Origin of the sequence: Fulvimarina endophytica (assembly GCF_003403015.1) — a bacterium.
In the GTDB taxonomy this organism is placed as follows: Bacteria; Pseudomonadota; Alphaproteobacteria; order Rhizobiales; family Rhizobiaceae; genus Fulvimarina; species Fulvimarina endophytica.
In genome coordinates, this window is record NZ_QURL01000005.1 from 66030 (window position 1) to 83371 (window position 17342).

Sequence of the window (17342 nt, forward strand, 5' to 3'; positions counted from 1 at the left end):
AGCCCACGACTGCTAGCCGTTCAGATGGGAAGAAGGCTGCGTCAGTTCGTGCCGTTGTCGTTCTCATGCGGCTCGGCGAAGCGCGAGCGATAGGTCTCGACGTAGAAATTCTTGGCGGGCGCGAGATGGTTCCGGCAATGCTCGACGAACGCCTCGCGGTCACCGGCCTTAGCGGCGGCCACGATACGGGCATGGTCCTCGGCCGCCCACAAGAGATAGGATCGGTCGTTCACGAAGATATGCCGATAGGCATGCGACTTCTGCGCGAAGGTATTGATCGCCTCGATCAGGGCATCGTTGCCGCAAAAGCTGAACAGGGTCTGGTGAAAATCGATATTGGCGCGGAAGACGGTGTAGCCGTCTCCGGCCAGCACCGCTTCATGGTGGCGCTTCTGAAGCGTGTCGAGCAGTGCCAGCGCCTTCGGCGGCAGCGGAAGAGGCACGAGCGACGCCGCGCGGGACTCCAGCAGTTCGCGAACCGCGTTAATGTCCTCCACCTGCTTGGCGGTGTAGAGGCGCACGACCGCTCCGCGATTGGGATGGCGGTCGACGAGGCCGAGACTCTCGAGTTTGACGAGAGCCTGACGCACCACATGGCGCTTGGCATCGAAGCGGAGCGCGATGTCTTCCTCCACCAGCCGCTCGCGCGGATGAAGGCGCCCGAAGACGATGTCCTCCTCCAGGCGAGTGACGATCCTGTCGATCAGATCCTCGCTCTTCTGGCGCTTCTCGCCGGGGCGGATCGTGCTCTCTTCGGACTTTTGCTGAAGTTCGGACATCGGCTTCCCTCGCTCAACACCCGTCTAGGACAACCGAGGGTCTCTGACAATTTGTAACGCCGGGGGCCCGATACACGAAAAGTCGCATCCGGTCGCTCCCCCGCGCTCACTCTCAGTCGCGGCTCCCGGCCATGTCGCCGCCTGCCGGTTCCGCGCCCTTCGGCGGCTTCTTCCGGAACGCCTTGACGATCGAGCCAAACAGCGGGGTTGCCTGGAGGATGGAGAGGAGCGCGAACGCGAGCAGCGTCGCCGAGATCGGGTTCTGGAGGAAGACCATCCAGTTCCCACCGCCGATGAGCAAAGACTGCTGCAGCGTGGTGTCGAGGATCGGACCGAGGATCAGCCCGATCACCAGCGGCGGTGTCGGAATGCGGAAGGTATCGAAGACGAGACCCAGGATGCCGAAGGCGATCATCAGGCCGATGTCGAACACCGAATTGTTGATCGCATAGGCGCCGATGACGGACAGGACGACGATGACCGGGCCGACGACACGATTGGGGATCTTCGTCACGGCGACGCAGGCGCGGGTGAAGAGAATGCCGACGAGGAACAGCGCGACATTCGCGAAGAGGACAGCCCAAAGAAGCGTGTAGGTGACGTCGCCATAGTCCGACATCAGCGTTGGACCCGGAAGGATACCATGCACCATGAGCCCCCCGAGAAGGACCGCGGTCGAGGACGAACCGGGAATGCCGAGCGCGATGGTCGGGATCAGCGCGCCGCCGACGACCGCGTTGTTCGCAGCTTCCGGGGCGACGATGCCGGCGGGATAGCCGGTACCGAACTCGGCCTTGCGACGCGAGAACCGCTTCGCCTCGTTATAGGCGAACCAAGAGGCGGTATCGCCGCCCGTGCCGGGAATGAGGCCGACGAAGACGCCGATGAAACCGGACCGGATGCTGTTGGGAAGCAGCTTGACGAATTCGCGTCCCGTCGGAAGCATCCGGTCGGCGATGCGCGAGACCGTGCCCTTATCCCGTTTGCCGTTGCCTTTCATGACGAGACGAACCGCCTGGGGAATCGAGAACAGGCCGATCAGCGCGACTGTGAAGTCGATCCCGCCGAAGAGTTCGAGGTTGTCGAAGGCGAAACGGGGCGTTCCCGTCGTCGGGTCCATGCCGATGGTTGCGAGCAGCAAGCCGATGGCACCGGACAGGAGACCGAGGATCGTCGAGCCTTGCGAAAGCGAGCCGATGATCGTGATGCCGAGCACGGCCACGGCGAAGATCTCCACCGGGCCGAAATTGAGGACGACGCGGCCGAGGAGAGGCGCGACGGTGAGAAGAATGACGGAGGACAGAAGGCCGCCGATGAGAGAGGCGGTCAGCGAGAGGCCGAGCGCCTGACCGGCCTTGCCCTTCTGCGCCATCGGATATCCGTCCATCACGGTCGCGGCCGCGGCAGGCGTTCCGGGAGTGCGCAGGAGAATGGCCGCGATCGATCCGCCATACATCGCGGCGAGATAGAGCGATGCGAGAAGGGCAAGGCCCGTTTCCGGCTTGAACGAATAGGTCAGCGGCAGCAGGAGCGCGATGGCCATGGTGGCCGAGAGCCCCGGCATCGCGCCGACGAACATTCCGATGATCGTCCCGATCGCGATCGCGGTGAGGTTCATCGGATCGAGGACGTTCGTCAGACCGACCCAGAAGAAGGATTCCATGTCTCTACGTCCTCAGAAAGCCGGATAGAGGGGGATCGACAGGTTCAGGAACCAGACGAAGACGCCGAAGATGACGGCCGTCACCGAAACGATCGTGGCGAGAGTGGCGACGAGCCCGACGGGTCTCAGCACGATCAGCGGGATCAGCAGGAAGAGCGGCGTCGCGACGAGATAGCCGATGCGCGTGATGCTCCAACCGTAAAGAACGATGAGACCCAGGAACCCGGCCGCAACAGCAAGATCGCGCCATTCGGGCGATGGCTCCGCGGCCGCGACGTCCCCGCGAAGGCGCAGCCGTGCGACGCTCGCTTGGACGATCGCCGCAATGGCGAGAAGCGCGACGACGACCGCCAGAAGCTGGGGCAGTTGCGCTGCCGTTTCCGGATAGGTGGACGCCTCCGTCCAGAAGAAGCCGGCGAGCGCAATCGCCGCGAGCGCGACGCAGATTTGACCGATCAAGGGAAAGCCTCTCCGTGAGAAGACGGCGGCGCGCGTTCGCGCGCCGCGTCAGGCCTCGGATGTTATTGAGCCTGCGCCTGTCCTTCGGACTGCAACTCGCTCCAGAGTTCCTTGAACTCGCCTTCCTGCTCTTTCAGCATGGCGCGGTAGTCCTCGCCGAAGACGAAATCGAGGTTCAGGGCCTGGGCCTTGGCGGCGGCCTGGAAGTCGGGATTTTCCATGACCCGCTGGAAGCCTTCGATGAGCTGCTGGCGCGCTTCGTCCGGCAGCCCGCCGGGACCGCTGTAGCCGCGCGAGGACCCGGCGACGAGGTCGTAGCCGAGTTCCTTGGCGGTCGGCACATCGGGCAGTTCGGGCAGACGCTCCTCGGCGAACACGGCGAGCGCCCGCAGATTGCCTTCCTTGATCTGCGGATAGGTCACGCCGACATTGGTGAAGCTCGCATCGATCTTGCCGCCCATGGCGGCGGTCCATGACGGGCCATCCCCCTGGAACGGCACCTTCTGCAGCTGGACCCCGGCCTGGCGCTCGAACTGGAGCGAGGTGAAGTAGTCGTCGCCGCCAACGCCCGAATTTCCGACCGTTACCGTGGAAGGCTTCTCCTTGGCCGCGTTGACGAAATCCTCGAAGCTCTGGAAGGGCGAGTCCGCTGCGACGACCGCGATCCCCGGATCGGTGACTACATTGGCGATCGGGGTGATCTCGTCGATCGTGTAGGTGATCGACGGGTTCATGATGTAGTTTGTCTGCAGCATCGGCGTGTTGGTGATGCTGATGGTGGAGCCATCGGCGGGCGCCTGCTTTGCAAGGCGCGTCCAGGCGATGGCCCCGGTGGCGCCGGGAATGTACTGATTGACGAAATTCACGCCGAGTTCCCGGGCAAGATAGGGCTGAACGAGCTGGGCGAGCGCGTCCGATCCGCCACCGGCCTTGAAGCCCTGCATGACGTTGATCTCGCTCGCCGCCTCGTATTTCGCATCCTGTGCAAGGACCGGTGAGACGAGGACGGTGGTCGCAACGAGGGTCGCAGCGAATGCGCGTTTCATGATGAACCTCCCATAAATTTGGCCGGCGCTCCTCCAGCGCCTCACGATGATAGGAACATCGTTCCTTTTTTGTCAAATATATTGTTGACAATTTTGATGACGGAATGCTTTGACGGATCTTGGTGGTTGCAGGGAGAAGCGGAATGGCCGAACGCGCGGAGCAAGGGTTGAAGAAGGGGCTGACGAGCTACGGGGATACCGGGTTCTCCCTGTTTCTGCGCAAGGCTTTCATCAAGGGCATGGGCTATTCCGACGACGCGCTCGATCGGCCGATTGTGGGCATCATCGATACGGCGAGCGGTTTCAACGCCTGCCATGCCAACGTCCCGGATCTCGTCGAGGCGGTCAAACGCGGCGTGATGCTGGCCGGCGCGCTGCCGGTGCCGTTTCCGACCATTTCGGTTCACGAGTCTTTCTCCCACCCGACCTCGATGTTCCTTCGGAACCTGATGGCGATCGATACCGAGGAGATGATCCGCGCCCAGCCGATGGATGCGGTGGTCATGATCGGGGGATGCGACAAGACCGTACCCGCCCAGCTGATGGGCGCGATCAGCGCCGATATTCCGGCGATCCAGCTCGTCACCGGGCCGATGCTCACCGGGCGCCATCGCTCGGAGCGGGTCGGCGCCTGCACGGACTGCCGCAGGTTCTGGGGACGCCACAGGGCCGGCGAGATCGACGAGGCCGAGATCGCGGAGGTCAACGACCGGCTCGTCCCGGGCGCAGGCACATGCGGCGTGATGGGCACCGCTTCGACAATGGCCCTCGTCACCGAGGCGATGGGGATGATGGCGCCCGGCGGTGCGACGCCGCCGGCGGTCTCGGCCGATCGCAGGCGCGTCGCCGAGACAACCGGCGGGCTCGCCGTGCGCCTCGCTGCCGAAGGGCGAAAGCCCTCCGAGATCGTCACACGCGATTCGATCGAGAACGCTCTCGTGGTTCTCCTTGCGACCGGCGGCTCGACCAACGCCATCGTCCATCTCGCCGCCATCGCCGGCCGGGCCGGCCTGAAGCTCGACCTAGACGCCTTCGATGCCATCGGGCGCCGGGTGCCGGTGCTCGTCGACCTGAAGCCGTCCGGCAGCAACTACATGGAGGACCTTCACGCGGCGGGCGGCCTGCTGACGATCCTGCGCGAGCTGACCGGGCATCTGCATCTCGATTGCATGACGGTGACCGGGCGCACGCTCGGTCAGGAGATCGAGGCGGGTCCCGCGGGCTGGCGGCAGGAGATCGTCGCGCCACTCGCCAAGCCGATCTATCCCGAAGGCGGCATCGCCGTTGTGCGCGGCAATCTGGCCCCCGGCGGCGCGATCGTGAAGCAATCGGCCGCGACCGCGAACCTTCTCACCCATCGCGGACGTGCGATCGTCTTCAGTTCGATTGCGGACATGGCCGCTCGGGTCGACGACCCCGATCTCGACGTGAGAGCCGAGGATATTCTCGTTCTTCAGAACGCCGGACCGAAGGGTGCGCCCGGCATGCCGGAGGCCGGCTACATGCCGATTCCGAAGAAGCTCGGCGCAGCCGGTGTGAAGGACATGGTCCGCATCTCGGACGCGCGGATGAGCGGAACCGCTTCAGGGACGATCGTCCTTCACGTCACGCCGGAATCGGCCGATGGTGGCCCGCTCGCGCTCGTCAGGACCGGCGACATCATCGAGCTCGACGTGCCGGGACGCCGCCTGCATCTCGATGTTTCGAACGAGGAACTGGAAGAGCGGCGCAAGAGCTTCGTCGCCCCGGACCATCAAGGCTCCGATCGCGGCTACAAGAAGCTTTTCCTCGATACGGTTCTCCAGGCCGACGAAGGCTGCGACTTCTCGTTCCTGCTGCCGGCGCGGACGGGCGTCGTGCCGGGGAGCGAATGACCGGACTGCATCGAGACGGTTTCGCAATGACCGATCGGCCCAAGGACGAGGGTCGCTCCACCCCGGAACAGGACAGAAAAGAGGTATCATGGTGAGCAATTCCGGACCCGGCATCTTTCGCCCCGACGAGATCCCTGCCCGCGAACGCGGAGGCGGCGCGAAAACGATACCGCTTGTCAACCGGGCATCGGGAACGACCAGTTTCATCAACGGCATCACGATCTTCGCACCGGGCGCCGCGATCCCGTTGCACAGCCACAATTGCGAGGAGAGCGTCATGCTTCTCGAAGGTCATGCGATTGCCGAGATGGGCGGCGAACGCCATGAGCTGAAGCCGCAGGACACGACCTTCATTCCGGCAAACCTTCCCCACCGATTCATCAACAAGTCGGAGACGAAGCCCATGAAGATCCTCTGGATCTACGCTTCCGTCGACGCGACGCGGACGATCATCGAAACCGGCGATACGCGTTCGATCGACGACGAACACGCCGCTCGAACGGCTGAATGAGGAGACGAGGATGTTTCTGGAAATCGCCGAGATCAATGTGAAGCCTGGTTCCAATGCAGCCTTCGAGGCAGCCGTCGCAGAGGCGGTCCCGGTCTTTCTGCGGGCGCAAGGATGTCTGGGGGTCGAACTCCACCAGACGGTCGAGGAGCCGCAACGCTACCGGCTGATCGTGCAGTGGCAGCGCGTCGAGGATCACATGGAGACTTTCCGCAACTCCGAAGATTTCCAGGAATGGCGCCGCCTCGCCTCCCCACACTTCGCCGCGCCCCCGCGCGTGGTGCACACGCGGTCGGTGGTCTCGAGATCGGCTGCGACCGATGTGGATTGAAGAAGCCGGCCTTGGGCAGAAAGGGCGACATTCTACTACGCGCGACACCGGCGATCCGGTCCATCATCGAACAGTGAGAGATTGCTTATCGCGAACCGGGTGACCGGGAAGACGTCATCGAACGGGTCTTCGTCGCCCCGCCCGTCGAAGTCCTCGGAGAACTTCGGCAACTTGCCGTGTCCGTGCACCGGACGCGCAACGATCGCGTCCAGTACCACTTCACGTTCAGCAAGGACGACGGGAGCCCTGGAATCGGTGTTGCAGGTGGACACTCGAGCGCGAGCTCGAGGAGGTCAGCGGAAGAAGGCGCCCCCGACGCTTCGACCGAAGCACAAGACATCGAGGAGAGCAACGACACCAGCGACCCGGGGAGCGGTACCCGGTTGGCCTATCGGATAACCCGATCGACAGCACAGAAAGCGCCGCTGGCGATGCCGACGCGAGGCCGGGAATCAACCCCGGAGGGCCATCCGCCGAAGACGGACCGCTACCTGGCTTCGAAGTGCCACTTCAACGCGCCGGCACGGCCAATCTATTTCGATCCCCTAGAAAGAACAACCAGGGGACGGGATGTCTAACTCGACTGTCTAACGCGACATGGTCGCGCACAATCGTGCTGGTCCGGAGCTCTGGAAGGCCTGCAAAACAAGGGGTTAGGTGGTAGCGGGAGAGGGACTTGAACCCCCGACACGCGGATTATGATTCCGCTGCTCTAACCAGCTGAGCTACCCCGCCACGATATGCTGCCGACGCTCGTAAGGGCCGGAGGCATGGCGGTCCTATAAGCAAGGATCGCCATGCCTGTCAACGGTTCGCCATCGCAGCTTCGTCCAGCCAGAAGGTCGGGAGTTGATAGCCGTAGAGCGGCGTCTTCTCCGGATGCTCGACGAAGGCCCAGCGGGCCAGCCGCTGTTCGGGGAGATGGAAGAGCGGGATGACGTACTGACCGGAGACAAGGACGCGGTCATAGGCGCGCACGGCGGTCACGAAGTCCTCGCGGGAGCGAGCGGTCACGATCTTCTGGATCAGCGCGTCGAGGGCCGGATCGGCGACGCCTGCGAAGTTGAAGGTGCCCTCGACGTCCCGCGAACCGGAGCCCCAGCGATAAACCTGCTCAGCGCCCGGTGAAAGGGAGGCGGCATAGGTCGCGAAGATCATGTCGTAGTCGTAGCTCGCCCTGCGGGCCTGATACTGGGAATCGTCGACCGTGCGCAGCTTCAGGTCGATCCCGAGCCGCGAAAGCGTTCGCTTGTAGGCGAGCGCGATTCGCTCCTGCTCGTTCGTCTGGGCCAGAACCTCGAAGGAGAGCGGCCGTCCGTCAGGCCCGACAAGACTGCGACCCTCGAATCGGTATCCGGCGTCGTTGAGAAGTTTCAGCGCCCTGCGCATCACGTCGCGGTCGGCCCCCGATCCATCCGTCGTCGCCGGCCGGTAGGTGCCGTCCATCACGTCCGGGGCCACGGCACCCGGGAACGGGGCGAGAAGCTCGCGTTCGGCCGCGCTGGCCGGAATACCGGAGGACGACAGCTCGGAGTTCTCGAAGAAGGAGGAGGTCCGTGCATAGGCCTCGTAGAAGAGGTTCCGGTTCACCCATTCGAAATCGAACAGCATGGCCAGCGCCTCGCGCACCTTGCGGTCCTCGAAGACCTGTCGCCGGGTGTTGAAGACGAAGCCGAGCATGTTCGACGGCGCGCCGACCTCGAACCTGTCCTTGATCACCCGGCCGTCCCGGACCGCCGGAAAGTCATAGGCCGTGCGCCAGTGATTGGGGTCGCCATCGGGATAGACGTAGGTGTTGCCCTTCTTGAAGGCCTCGAACTGGGCATTCGCATCGCGGAAATAGTCGATGACGATCCGGTCGTAATTGTCGAAGCCCTTCTTGATCGGCAGGTCCCTGCCCCAATAGTCCGGGTTCTTGCGATAGGTGATCTGCTGTCCGGGACGCACGTCGTCGATGACATAGGGGCCGGAGCCGATCACCGGCTTCAGCGTCGTGCGCTCGAACGTCTCCCGGTCGAAGGCATGCTCGGGCAGGACCGGCAGCCCGGCGATCAGAAGCGGCGTCTCGCGGTCGGCCGTCTCGTCGAAGGTGAAGCGCACGCCGTGCTCGCCGACCTTCTCGATCGTCTTGGCCGGGCGCAGCCAGTTCGCATAGAACGGCCGGCCGTGCTCGCGCAGCATCTCGACGGTGAAGAGGACATCCTCCGGGCGAACCGGCTCGCCATCGGAGAATCTGGCCTCGGGGTTCAGCTGGAACTCGACGAAACTGCGCTGCTCGTCCGTCTCCACGGTCTCGGCAAGGAGCCCGTACATGGTGAACGCCTCGTCCCGGGAGCGCTGCATCAGCGGCTCGAAGACCAGATTGCCGAATTCCCGATCGAACCAGATGCCGCGCGCAGTCGTCAGGGCACCGCGAACGATCACCGGGTTCAGGTTGTCGAAACTGCCATAGACGCCGTAGCGCATGGTTCCGCCCTGGGGCGCGTCCGGATTGACCGACGGCACGTGATCGAAATCGGCGGAAAGCTCCGGCTCTCCCTGCATGGCGAGCGCATGGGAAGGCTCGGCCCTCGAAGGACCCGCCATCAGACCAGCGGCGCCCGCCAGAACGACGACGAGGAACGAGAGGGTTCGTTGCCGGGCAAGGAACGTCAAAATGCAGTCTCCACGCAGCATGTCTGTCATCGGGCACCCGCAGGAGGCGGTGAGCCGAAGGGAGGCCCGGAATCGCCATTCCTGCGGTGCCGGGCGCGTGCTGTCTAGGTCTTCAATTGGCCTTATTTGCGTCAGACGGAGCGGCCGGCTAAGGAACGACCGAATACCGGCCGGAGCCGATCTCGCGATGCGATCGAAGGGTCATCGCGTTCGACCCTCGGACCGGAGGGACATCACCAAGGTCCGTCGCGAACCCCAGAGGAACAAAGGCCCGATTTCATGCACCGCCATTCCCTTTCCCTGACGATCGCCGCCGCTCTCGTCGGCGTTGCAACGCTCACCGGTGGAGCCGCCGCACAGCAGGCCGAGCCCCAGCGTGCAGCGGGCGCTGCCGGCCAGGCTCCTTCGGTTCCCGGCGAATGGTTCAAGGTCTGTTCCGAACAGGGTGAGAACAATATCTGCAACACGCAGTTCACTCTCGTTGCCGATACCCGTCAGCTGATCACCGCGGTGAACCTCATCGAAGTCACCGGCAAGGTCAATCAGAAGGTGGTTCAGGCCGTCGTTCCGACCGGCCGCGTCATTCCGGCGGGCGTCCAGATCAAGGTCGACGAGAACACCCCCGTAACGCTGAACTATTCGGTCTGCTTCCAGGATCGCTGCATCGCGGAGGCCGAACTGACGGACGCGCTCGTCAGCAGCATGAAGCGCGGCCAGCGGATGGCGGTCACCTCAATCAACTTCCAGCGCCAGCCCAACCCCGTTCCCATCACGCTTGCCGGCTTCACCGCCGCGATCGACGGCGAACCGAGGGATGCGTCCGAGATCGCATCGCGCCAGCGCGAGCTCAACGAAGCTCTTCAGCAGCAGGCCGAACAGCGCCGCCAGAAGTTCGAGGCGGCACAGGAAGCGGCCAAGAGCGGTGGAGCCGAAGGCGCAAGCAGCGCTCAGTAATCAGAGCGGTCTTCTCGATCGAACCGAAGGAGCGTCCCGGCCAGTCCGGGGCGCTCTTTCTTTTTGGGAACTCCGCGGACCGGGGAAGGTCTTCGAGCCTCGCCCGGCAGCGAGCCTACTTGCCCGCCTTCTTCTCGAATGTCAGGTCGGACACCGTCACGTCCTCGCCGTCGATCTTCTCGACGACGGTCATCTGGAAGGTGCCGTCGCCCGTGTTCGCGATGCGCATTTTGGCCGTGTCGTCGTCATAGATCTTCTTGTTCCAGGTCACGGTGAGATCGAGCGCATCGCCTTCACGGCTTCCCGCAAGTTTGGCCGGCCCGCTCTTCGAACCCGTATAGACCCCCGTGTAGTCACCGGTCGCTTCGTCGAGGGTAATCTGCGCACCGATATCGTTGCTCATCACGAGGAAGGCGCTGCAATTTCCGGCGAGCGAGAATTCGGTGTCGCTCTCGACCACGCCGTCGAGATCGCAGGACACGTCGACGGGAGCCGGCAATTGCTGGACCCTCACCTGTCCGCCGCCGGTCCAAGGTCCGGCATAGCGTTCGAAATAGTCCCGCGAGCCGTCCTGCGCCATCGCCGAAAGCGGCAGAGCGAATCCCGCCGAAAGGGCGATCGCTAAGGCACGTGCGCAAATCTTCATTCTCGAATTCCTGTTCTTGTTCTGGGCAGTCCGTCGGGTTCGGTCCTCGGAGACAACCCAACGGAAAGGGATCCATCGCTTCCGGCCGGCGTCCCCTCCGGATGTCCCGGACCCTCCTGAATATCGGATGCCATGATCGGATGGCGATATTCGGACACGGAACGTCAGGGGGACACGCTGCGTTGCACACCGAATTTCAAACTTCCAAACCGGAGCATCAGAAGTCATGGACATCATCAGGATCATTCTGGCGATCATTCTGCCGCCGCTCGGCGTCTTTCTTCAGGTCGGTCTCGGCAAGCATTTCTGGATCAACATTCTTCTGACGATCCTCGGCTTCATCCCGGGCGTCATTCATGCGATCTGGGTGATCGGGCGTTACTGAGCGCGACCGCGCCACGGACGATTCTGAAAGCGGAGAGCCCGGATCCCAAATCCGGGCTCGATTTATGAGAGGATGGCCCGATGCCGCATTTTTCCAGCGATGGTCTCGACCTCCATTTCGTGGACGAAGGGCCCCGCGATGGAGCCCCGATCCTCCTCGTCCACGGATTCGCTTCCTCCATCCGCTTCAACTGGACCGATCCGGGCTGGATCGAAACCCTGACCAAGGCCGGCTACAGAGCCATCGCGTTCGACCATCGCGGCCATGGCGAAAGCGCCAAGCCGACGGAGGAAGCGGCCTACCGGCCCCAGCGTATGGCCGAGGACGCGTTCCGCCTTCTCGATCATCTCGAACTCGAAACGAGCGTCTTCTTCGGATATTCCATGGGCGCGCGGGTCAGCGCCTTTGCCGCGATCGACCGGCCAGAGCGGGTTTCCAAGCTCGTCCTCGGGGGTCTCGGCTCGGGGCTGATCGATGGCGTCGGAGACTGGGACCCGATCGCACGGGCCTTGCGCGCTCCTTCCATCGATGAAGTGAAGGACGCCCGCGGCCAGATGTTCCGCGCCTTTGCCGACAAGACCCGGAGCAATCGCGAGGCACTCGCCGCCTGCATCGCTCACTCGCGCCAGGAACTGACGGAGGATCAGGTGCGGTCGATCACCTGCCCGACGCTCATCGGGGTCGGATCGAAGGACGACATCGCGGGTTCGGCGGAGAAACTCGCCGCGATCATGCCGAATGCGACGGCCTTCGAGATCGCCAATCGCGACCACATGCTGGCGGTCGGCGACAAGACGTTCAAGGCAGCGGTGCTTCAGTTTCTCGAAACATGATTGCGGCCAAAGGCCCCGGCGCGCAAACTTGATCCATCGCGGTTGGATCGAGAAGCAGAACAGCCTATCTTTACGCCCAGCAGCCTACCATCGGTTCGCGATAGCGCAACAGTCCATGAACCGGAGCCCGTCGATGGTCACCCGAAACGCGACCAAACTCAGCACCATTCAGAACGTCGATCCGATCTGGACCACGTTGCGTGACGAAGCCAAGGCGATGGCCGATTTCGAGCCGTCGCTTGCCGGTTTCGTCTATTCGACGATCCTCAATCAGAATTCGTTCGAGGCGGCGCTCGCCCACCGCATCGCCCAGCGAATGGATCACGGCGACGTTCCCGCCTACATGATCTCCCAGGCGTTCGAGCAGATGTTCGCCGACGATCCGGAGATCTCCCAGATCGTCCGCACCGATATCCAGGCGGTTCTCGACCGGGACGCCGCCTGCGACCGGTACATCGAGCCGTTTCTTTATTTCAAAGGATTCCACGCGCTCCAGACCCACCGTCTGGCCCACTGGTTCTGGAAGAACGATCGTCGGGACTTCGCGCTTTTCCTCCAGTCGCGCTCGTCCTCCGTTTTCCAATGCGACATCAATCCGAATGCGCGCTTCGGGCGGGGCATCTTCCTCGATCACTCGACCGGGATCGTCGTCGGCGAAACTGCGGTCGTCGATGACGACGTGTCGATCCTTCAGGAGGTCACTCTTGGCGGAACCGGCAAGGAAGACGGTGATCGCCATCCGAAAGTCGGCAAGGGCGTGCTCATCGGTGCCGGAGCCAAGATCCTCGGCAATATCCGCATCGGCGACTGCTCGAAGGTGGCGGCCGGCTCGGTCGTCCTGAAGGACGTTCCGCAATATGCGACCGTCGCCGGCGTTCCCGCGCGCGTTGTATCCGTTCGCAAGGGCTGCGAGCCACCGTCCCGCGTGATGGATCAGGGCATAGAGCGCTGATCCCTACGGGGTCAGCCGTGCCAGATCGTTTCGGCGAGGATCGGAAGCACGGATAGCACCAGCAGTCCGGCCATCGCCCCATTGAAGATGCGGCGGCGCCGGCTGCTGGAGAGCCATTTTGAGACCGCGGCTCCGCCGACCAGCCAGATGCCCGAAAAGGGTGAGCCGGCGACGAGGAAGACGGCGGCAAGAACCATCGCCTGAACGATCGGGTCGGAGTGGCCTGTCGCGTAGGTCACGCTGGCACTCGTCGCCATGATCCAGGCCTTGGGATTGACCCACTGGAACAGTGCGGCTTCCGTAAACGTGATCGGCTGGCCACGGCCCGCCTGGGTCCCCGACGTCTCCGCCGTCGCGATGCGAAAAGCGAGGTAGAGGAGGTAGGTGATCCCGACGAAACGGAGCACTGCCGAAAAGATCGGAAACTGGAGAAGCGTCGCGCCGAGACCGGCCGCGACGACAAAGACCATGGCGGTAAATCCGAGATTGACGCCGAGGTAATGCGGCAGAGCCCGCCGAACCCCGAAATTGGCGCCAGAGGCAAGAAGCATCGCATTGTTCGGCCCCGGGGTCCCGACGGCGACGATCACGAACAGGACGAGAGGGAGGAGGGTCTCGCTCATCGACCTTCGACCGAGGGATCGTCGACGGTGCCGAGAAACGGCTCCACCTCTCGCCCGGGCTCGAATTCGCCGATGCGCTTGATCTCCCACTCCAGAAGGATGCCCGAATTCTCGTGAACGCGGCGACGGACGGTTTCCCCGAGCGTCTCCAGATCGTGCGCGCTCGCAGTGCCCGTGTTGATCATGAAGTTGCAGTGCATTTCGGACATCTGGGCATCGCCCACCATCAGGCCGCGACACCCGGCCTTGTCGATCTCCTTCCAGGCCGATGTCCCCTCGGGGTTCTTGAAGGTCGAGCCGCCCGTCTTCTCCTTCACCGGCTGCACGGTTTCGCGGTGATGCTGGACCTCGTCCATCTTCGCCTGGATATCGGACGGATCGCCCGACGGGCCCTCGAAGACCGCGCCCGTGAAGATCAGGTCCGTATCGGCGGATGAATGCCGATAGGCGTAACCCATCTCCTCGTTCGTCAAGACGTGGCGCCGCCCATCACGGCCGAGAGCGTGAACCTCGACGACGCGCTCGCGGGTCTCGACGCCGTTGGCGCCTGCATTCATGCGCAGGGCGCCACCGACGCTCCCGGGAATGCCGTGATAGAAATGAAAGCCGGCAAGCCCCGCATCGAGAGCGGCTGCCGCAAGCCGCTTGTCGGGACAAGCCGTTCCTGCCCGAAGCCGCGTCTCGCCCACCCGTTCGACCGACCCGAACCCCTTCGCCGAAAGCCGGATCACGACGCCCGGTATGCCGCCGTCCCGCACCATCAGGTTCGAGCCGATCCCCACAACGCGCACTGGAATGTCGACTGGGATCGCGGCGAGAAGGAGGGCGAGATCCTCTTCGTCGGCCGGCATCGCGAGGAGGTCCGCCGGACCTCCGACGCGGAACCAGGTGACCTTCTCCATAGGCGCATTGGCCGTCAACCGGCCGCGGAAGTCACCGAGACGGGCCTGAAGATCGGCGAGAAGGGCATCACCGCCCGTCATCGTGCGGCGTTCCGTTCGCGCAGCTCTTCCAGCTGCTTAGGCAAGGCATAGGCCCACTGGGTGATCGAACCTGCACCGAGCAGGATCACGAGATCGCCGGACTGCGCGACGATGTCGACGATGCCGGCGAGTTCTTCCGGTCCGTCGATCAGGCGGGCGTCGCGATGGCCGCCGAGCTTGATGCGTTCGACCAGAAGCTCGGAATCGGCAAATTCGATCGGCTCCTCGCCCGCCGCATAGACCGGCGCGACGATGACCGTATCGGCATCGTTGAAGCAGGAGGCGAAGTCGGCGAACAGCGCTTGCAGGCGCGAATAGCGGTGGGGCTGCACGATCGCGATCACCCTGCCCTCGGCCGAGGCCCGTGCGGCCGAAAGCACCGAGCGGATCTCCACGGGATGGTGTCCGTAATCGTCGTAGATCGAGATCCCGTCGACGGTCCCCGTATGGGTGAATCGACGCTTGACGCCGCCGAAGCTCGCGAGGCCCTTCTGGATCTGCTCCGGCTTCAGACCGATGCGATGGGCGAGCGCGATGGCCGCCGTCGCATTGGAGACGTTGTGCTTGCCGGGCATCGGAAGCGTCAGATCCACGAGACGCTCTTCGGTTCCCTTGGCACGGTCGCGGATCGTCACCGAGAAATGGGACTTGCCCGGCTCGAAGCTCACGTTTTCGAAGCGGACATCGGCCTGGGGGTTCTCGCCATAGGTGATGACCCGTCGATCCTCGATCTCCGAGACCACGCTCTGGACGACCGGATGGTCGATGCACATCACCGCGAACCCGTAGAAGGGGACGTTCTCGACGAAGGACCGGAAGGCCTCCTTCACCTTGTCGAAGGTGCCGTAATGATCGAGATGCTCGGGATCGATATTGGTGACGACGGCAACGTCGGCAGGCAGCTTCAGGAAGGTGCCGTCGGACTCGTCGGCCTCGACCACCATCCAGTCGCCCTCGCCCATCCGGGCATTGGTGCCGTAGGCATTGATGATGCCGCCATTGACCACCGTCGGATCGAGACCACCGGCATCGAGAAGCGTGGCGACCATGGACGTCGTCGTCGTCTTGCCATGCGTCCCGCCGATCGCGATCGCCTGTCGGAAGCGCATCAGCTCGGCCAGCATCTCGGCGCGGCGAACGATCGGAAGAAGGCGCTCGCGGGCCTCCGAGAGCTCCGGATTGGACCGCTTGATGGCGGTCGAGACCACCACCACCTCGGCCTCGCCGAGATTGTCGGCATGGTGGCCGATGGCGATCGTCACGCCCTTGTCGCGCAACCTCTGCACATTGGCGTTCTCGGACTGGTCCGATCCCTGGACCCGGTAACCGAGATTGACGAGAACCTCCGCGATCCCGCTCATCCCGATGCCGCCGATGCCGATGAAATGGATCGGGCCGATATCTGGCGGCATCTTCATGGGGATCTCCTGTGCGGCGGTTCCGGCTGCCGGTTTCACGGGTGAGAAACCGGAAGGCGCGGAAATTCGAGAACGAGACGGGCGCCCTGCCCCTATGCGGCTCGCGTCGCGGCGCGGGCCGTCGATCAGACTGAACGCGGCATAGACTCTACGAGGTCGGCGAGCAAGAAGGCGGCATCGGGAACGCCGGTTCGCTTGGCCGCCGCCGCCATGGCGGATGCGCGTTCCGGGTTGTTCGCGATCTCCTCGATGATGCCTGCGAGATTTTCCGGGGAAAGGTCGTCCTGGCGCACGACCATGGCTCCGTTTTCGGCCTCGAGCCGTGCGGCATTGGCCGCCTGGTCGTGATCGAGCGCGTAGGGATAGGGCACGAGAACGGCCGGGCGTCCGATCACCGCGATCTCCGAAACCGTCGACGCGCCCGACCTGCAGATGACGAGCTGGGCGTTCGCGATCCGCGAGGCCATGTCGTTGAAGAAAGGCGAGACCTCGGCCGGGATACCCCTTTCGGCGTAATAGGCCTTCACTTGGTCCGCATCTTCTGGGCGTGCCTGCTGGGTCACCCTTAGGCGCCTGCGCAATGCATCCGGCATGCGTTCCATCGCCTTGGGCACGACTTCGCCGAAATACTTCGCGCCCTGACTGCCCCCGAAGACGACGAGCTCGAACGGCTCGTCGACGCTCGGCACCCGGTAGGGCGTCTCGGCCGCCTTCAGCACCGGCCCGCGAACCGGATTTCCGGTGACGGTGGTCTTGTCCGCGATCGCCTGTTCGGCATCGACCTGGGGAATGCCGACGGCGATCTTCGTGACGCGGCGGGCGAGAAACTTGTTGGCCCGCCCCATCACCGCATTCTGCTCGTGGATTAGCGTGGGCCGGCCAGCCCGGAATGCCGCCATCAGCGGCGGAACGGTCGGATAGCCGCCGAAGCCCACCACCACGTCGGGCCGGATCCGACGCACGAGACGTCCGGCCTCGCGAAATCCGCGCCAGAGCGTCAGCAGCGTCTTGAGGACCGCGACCGGATTGCGGGAGGCGAAGGTCGCCGACTGAATGACGTGCACGGCCTCGCCGGGGAAGCTGTCGATGAAGCGTCCTGCCCTGTCGTCCGTTGCGAGGTGAACGCTGTGGCCGCGTGCGGCAAGCTCCTGCGCCAGAGCCTCGGCCGGGAACAGGTGACCGCCGGTCCCGCCGGCCGAGAGAAGAACTGTGCTCATGAAATTCCTGTCAGCG

Annotated in this window: 17 protein-coding genes and 1 tRNA gene; 7 read left to right on the forward strand and 11 right to left on the reverse strand. The window is 63.9% G+C overall.

Annotated elements, in window-relative coordinates; genetic code table 11:
• Positions 1–41 precede the first annotated feature (41 nt).
• The 4 genes from DYI37_RS12395 to DYI37_RS12410 form a co-directional block, all read right to left on the reverse strand.
• Entirely contained in the window at positions 42–779 is a 738-nt protein-coding gene (locus DYI37_RS12395) for a GntR family transcriptional regulator (RefSeq protein WP_116683582.1), read from the reverse strand.
• 112 nt (positions 780–891) lie between these two features.
• On the reverse strand, positions 892–2442 hold the full coding sequence (locus tag DYI37_RS12400; RefSeq protein ID WP_116683583.1) for a tripartite tricarboxylate transporter permease: 1551 nt from the start codon (positions 2440–2442) through the stop codon (positions 892–894).
• 12 nt (positions 2443–2454) lie between these two features.
• The gene (locus DYI37_RS12405) at positions 2455–2901 is read right to left on the reverse strand and encodes a tripartite tricarboxylate transporter TctB family protein (RefSeq protein WP_116683584.1); all 447 of its coding nucleotides are present in this window, start codon (positions 2899–2901) and stop codon (positions 2455–2457) included.
• A gap of 62 nt (positions 2902–2963) precedes the next feature.
• Complete coding sequence (locus tag DYI37_RS12410; protein WP_116683585.1) at positions 2964–3947, reverse strand: tripartite tricarboxylate transporter substrate binding protein; 984 nt, start codon at positions 3945–3947, stop codon at positions 2964–2966.
• A 143-nt stretch (positions 3948–4090) separates the two neighbouring features.
• Here DYI37_RS12410 and DYI37_RS12415 point away from each other — a divergent pair, with 143 nt between their 5' ends.
• From DYI37_RS12415 to DYI37_RS12425, 3 genes are all read left to right on the forward strand, one after another.
• Positions 4091–5821, forward strand: coding sequence for an IlvD/Edd family dehydratase (locus tag DYI37_RS12415; protein WP_116683586.1), 1731 nt, complete (start codon positions 4091–4093; stop codon positions 5819–5821).
• A gap of 88 nt (positions 5822–5909) precedes the next feature.
• Positions 5910–6332, forward strand: coding sequence for a cupin domain-containing protein (locus DYI37_RS12420; RefSeq protein ID WP_116683587.1), 423 nt, complete (start codon positions 5910–5912; stop codon positions 6330–6332).
• A gap of 10 nt (positions 6333–6342) precedes the next feature.
• Positions 6343–6660 (forward strand): antibiotic biosynthesis monooxygenase family protein, encoded by a 318-nt coding sequence (locus DYI37_RS12425; RefSeq protein WP_116683588.1) that lies wholly within the window; start codon positions 6343–6345, stop codon positions 6658–6660.
• 658 nt (positions 6661–7318) lie between these two features.
• On the opposite strand, the gene DYI37_RS12435 is transcribed toward DYI37_RS12425, so the two are convergent.
• Together DYI37_RS12435 and DYI37_RS12440 are read right to left on the reverse strand one after the other, a co-directional pair.
• Positions 7319–7395: transfer RNA gene (locus tag DYI37_RS12435), tRNA-Met, on the reverse strand.
• A gap of 69 nt (positions 7396–7464) precedes the next feature.
• The gene (locus DYI37_RS12440; protein ID WP_245413900.1) at positions 7465–9345 is read right to left on the reverse strand and encodes an extracellular solute-binding protein; all 1881 of its coding nucleotides are present in this window, start codon (positions 9343–9345) and stop codon (positions 7465–7467) included.
• Positions 9346–9594: 249 nt separating this feature from the next.
• Between DYI37_RS12440 and DYI37_RS12445 the strand changes: the two genes are divergently transcribed.
• Entirely contained in the window at positions 9595–10269 is a 675-nt protein-coding gene (locus DYI37_RS12445) for an invasion associated locus B family protein (RefSeq protein ID WP_116683591.1), read from the forward strand.
• A gap of 115 nt (positions 10270–10384) precedes the next feature.
• On the opposite strand, the gene DYI37_RS12450 is transcribed toward DYI37_RS12445, so the two are convergent.
• Complete coding sequence (locus tag DYI37_RS12450; protein WP_116683592.1) at positions 10385–10915, reverse strand: hypothetical protein; 531 nt, start codon at positions 10913–10915, stop codon at positions 10385–10387.
• A 226-nt stretch (positions 10916–11141) separates the two neighbouring features.
• Here DYI37_RS12450 and DYI37_RS12455 point away from each other — a divergent pair, with 226 nt between their 5' ends.
• The 3 genes from DYI37_RS12455 (at position 11142) to cysE (ending at position 13085) form a co-directional block, all read left to right on the forward strand.
• Complete coding sequence (locus DYI37_RS12455; protein WP_116683593.1) at positions 11142–11300, forward strand: YqaE/Pmp3 family membrane protein; 159 nt, start codon at positions 11142–11144, stop codon at positions 11298–11300.
• A gap of 80 nt (positions 11301–11380) precedes the next feature.
• Entirely contained in the window at positions 11381–12133 is a 753-nt protein-coding gene (locus tag DYI37_RS12460; RefSeq protein WP_116683594.1) for an alpha/beta fold hydrolase, read from the forward strand.
• Between the two features lie 133 nt (positions 12134–12266).
• Positions 12267–13085 (forward strand): serine O-acetyltransferase, encoded by an 819-nt coding sequence (gene cysE / locus DYI37_RS12465; RefSeq protein ID WP_116683595.1) that lies wholly within the window; start codon positions 12267–12269, stop codon positions 13083–13085.
• Positions 13086–13096: 11 nt separating this feature from the next.
• Here the strand turns inward: cysE and DYI37_RS12470 are convergent, their stop codons facing one another.
• The 4 genes from DYI37_RS12470 to murG all read right to left on the reverse strand — a co-directional run bounded on the left by DYI37_RS12470 (position 13097) and on the right by murG (position 17326).
• Positions 13097–13708, reverse strand: coding sequence for a LysE family translocator (locus DYI37_RS12470; RefSeq protein ID WP_116683596.1), 612 nt, complete (start codon positions 13706–13708; stop codon positions 13097–13099).
• Positions 13705–14691 carry a UDP-N-acetylmuramate dehydrogenase gene (gene murB, locus DYI37_RS12475; RefSeq protein ID WP_116683597.1) on the reverse strand — a complete coding sequence of 329 codons (987 nt, stop codon included), beginning with the start codon at positions 14689–14691 and terminating at the stop codon, positions 13705–13707. Before murB ends, DYI37_RS12470 begins: the two co-directional genes overlap by 4 nt.
• Entirely contained in the window at positions 14688–16109 is a 1422-nt protein-coding gene (murC, locus tag DYI37_RS12480) for a UDP-N-acetylmuramate--L-alanine ligase (RefSeq protein ID WP_116683598.1), read from the reverse strand. The genes murB and murC overlap by 4 nt, the downstream gene beginning before the upstream one ends.
• A gap of 125 nt (positions 16110–16234) precedes the next feature.
• Positions 16235–17326, reverse strand: coding sequence for an undecaprenyldiphospho-muramoylpentapeptide beta-N-acetylglucosaminyltransferase (gene murG, locus DYI37_RS12485; RefSeq protein ID WP_116683599.1), 1092 nt, complete (start codon positions 17324–17326; stop codon positions 16235–16237).
• Positions 17327–17342: the final 16 nt, after the last annotated feature.

What these genes read in the sequence shown, in the direction of transcription:
- DYI37_RS12410 (WP_116683585.1), bottom strand. Translation starts at nt 3,947, where the DNA reads ATGAAACGCGCATTCGCTGCGACCCTCGTTGCGACCACCGTCCTCGTC.
- cysE (WP_116683595.1), top strand. Translation starts at nt 12,267, where the DNA reads ATGGTCACCCGAAACGCGACCAAACTCAGCACCATTCAGAACGTCGAT.
- DYI37_RS12400 (WP_116683583.1), bottom strand. Translation starts at nt 2,442, where the DNA reads ATGGAATCCTTCTTCTGGGTCGGTCTGACGAACGTCCTCGATCCGATG.
- DYI37_RS12395 (WP_116683582.1), bottom strand. Translation starts at nt 779, where the DNA reads ATGTCCGAACTTCAGCAAAAGTCCGAAGAGAGCACGATCCGCCCCGGC.
- DYI37_RS12415 (WP_116683586.1), top strand. Translation starts at nt 4,091, where the DNA reads ATGGCCGAACGCGCGGAGCAAGGGTTGAAGAAGGGGCTGACGAGCTAC.
- DYI37_RS12455 (WP_116683593.1), top strand. Translation starts at nt 11,142, where the DNA reads ATGGACATCATCAGGATCATTCTGGCGATCATTCTGCCGCCGCTCGGC.
- murG (WP_116683599.1), bottom strand. Translation starts at nt 17,326, where the DNA reads ATGAGCACAGTTCTTCTCTCGGCCGGCGGGACCGGCGGTCACCTGTTC.
- DYI37_RS12460 (WP_116683594.1), top strand. Translation starts at nt 11,381, where the DNA reads ATGCCGCATTTTTCCAGCGATGGTCTCGACCTCCATTTCGTGGACGAA.
- DYI37_RS12450 (WP_116683592.1), bottom strand. Translation starts at nt 10,915, where the DNA reads ATGAAGATTTGCGCACGTGCCTTAGCGATCGCCCTTTCGGCGGGATTC.
- DYI37_RS12440 (WP_245413900.1), bottom strand. Translation starts at nt 9,345, where the DNA reads ATGACAGACATGCTGCGTGGAGACTGCATTTTGACGTTCCTTGCCCGG.
- DYI37_RS12420 (WP_116683587.1), top strand. Translation starts at nt 5,910, where the DNA reads ATGGTGAGCAATTCCGGACCCGGCATCTTTCGCCCCGACGAGATCCCT.
- DYI37_RS12445 (WP_116683591.1), top strand. Translation starts at nt 9,595, where the DNA reads ATGCACCGCCATTCCCTTTCCCTGACGATCGCCGCCGCTCTCGTCGGC.
- murB (WP_116683597.1), bottom strand. Translation starts at nt 14,691, where the DNA reads ATGACGGGCGGTGATGCCCTTCTCGCCGATCTTCAGGCCCGTCTCGGT.
- DYI37_RS12470 (WP_116683596.1), bottom strand. Translation starts at nt 13,708, where the DNA reads ATGAGCGAGACCCTCCTCCCTCTCGTCCTGTTCGTGATCGTCGCCGTC.
- DYI37_RS12425 (WP_116683588.1), top strand. Translation starts at nt 6,343, where the DNA reads ATGTTTCTGGAAATCGCCGAGATCAATGTGAAGCCTGGTTCCAATGCA.
- murC (WP_116683598.1), bottom strand. Translation starts at nt 16,109, where the DNA reads ATGAAGATGCCGCCAGATATCGGCCCGATCCATTTCATCGGCATCGGC.